Genomic DNA, 1,303 nt, shown 5'->3' on the forward strand with positions numbered 1-1,303 from the left:
CGTCCAGCCCAAGTTGGCCGCCACGAGCGGAACCGGAGGAGATGACAGGATGCTTACGCGCGAAGAGAACGACATGTTGACGCTTGTGTCAGGTGATGCGGCGATGGGAAAGCTGATGCGTCAGCACTGGACGCCGGTCTGCCTGATGGAAGAGGTTGCCGAGCCCGATGGCAAGCCGCTGCGGGTCGAGGTTCTGGGCGAGAGCTATGTGGCGTTCCGCGACAGCAAGGGGCGGCTCGGGATGCTGGACGAACTCTGCCCGCACCGCAAGGCGTCGCTGGTCTATGGCCGCAACGAAGAGTGCGGCCTGCGCTGCCTGTATCACGGGTGGAAGATGGACGTGGACGGCAACGTGGTCGCGATGTCGTCCGAGCCCGAGGGCAGCCCGCTGATGGACAAGGTCAAGGCCCGGTCGTACCCGCTGCGCGAGTGGGGCGGCTTTGTCTGGGCCTGGCTTGGCGAGAAGGACGAGATGCCCGCGTTCCAGCCGCCCGCCTTTGCCCCGACCGAGGACACGCCGGTGTCGATCCTGAAGATCCGCGTGCCCGCCAACTGGGCGCAGATCCACGAAGGCCAGATCGACAGCGCCCATTCCTCGTCGCTGCATTCCTCGACGATGAAGCCGGCCCGCGTCGAAGGCGCGGCGGCCGACGACAAATCGTGGTATCGCCCGTCGACCGACAAATCGCCCCGGATGCAGACCGAGACGACCAGCTACGGCTTTCACTACGCGGCGATCCGCAAGCCGATCAAGAACGCGCAGACGCATCACTACCTGCGCATCACCGAGTTTGTCGCCCCCTATTACTCGTTGATTCCGCCCAACAACAACTACAAGGTCGCCAGCGTCATCGTGCCGATCAACGATGACGAGACGGCGTTCCACTTCCTTGCCTTCGGCGGGCCGAACGTGCCCTCGACCGAGGAATGGCGCGCCTTCAACCACGCGGTGCCGGGCAAGGACCTGGACGACAAATGGCGCACCCTGCGCACGCTCGAGAACGACTTCAAGCAGGATCGGGCATTGATGAAAGAGGGGCATTTCACCGGCGTGCCGGGCATCCCCAACGAGGACATCATCATGTGGGTCTCGATGGGCAGCCGGGTGCAGCGCCACACCGACGTGCTTGGCGCCTCCGACCTTGCCATCGTCGAGTTCCGCCGCCTGATGGCCGATGCCGCCGCCAAGGTCGCCGAAGGCGGCCCTGCCATCGGCACCGCCTCGGACATCCCCCAGGCCAACATCGCCTCGCACGAAGGCGTCTACCCCAAAGACGTCGACTGGCGCACCCTCGTCAGCCAC

General features: G+C 65.1%; 1 protein-coding gene. It reads left to right on the top strand.

All coding sequences use genetic code 11. The annotated features are described in order from the left end of the window. Nucleotides 1-49 precede the first annotated feature (49 nt). On the top strand, nucleotides 50-1,303 hold a 1,254-nt coding region (locus FGK64_RS22085), incomplete at its 3' end, for a Rieske 2Fe-2S domain-containing protein (RefSeq protein ID WP_138866024.1).

The sequence above is a fragment of the Arenibacterium halophilum genome (genome assembly GCF_005938225.1).
Taxonomy (GTDB): Bacteria; Pseudomonadota; Alphaproteobacteria; order Rhodobacterales; family Rhodobacteraceae; genus Arenibacterium; species Arenibacterium halophilum.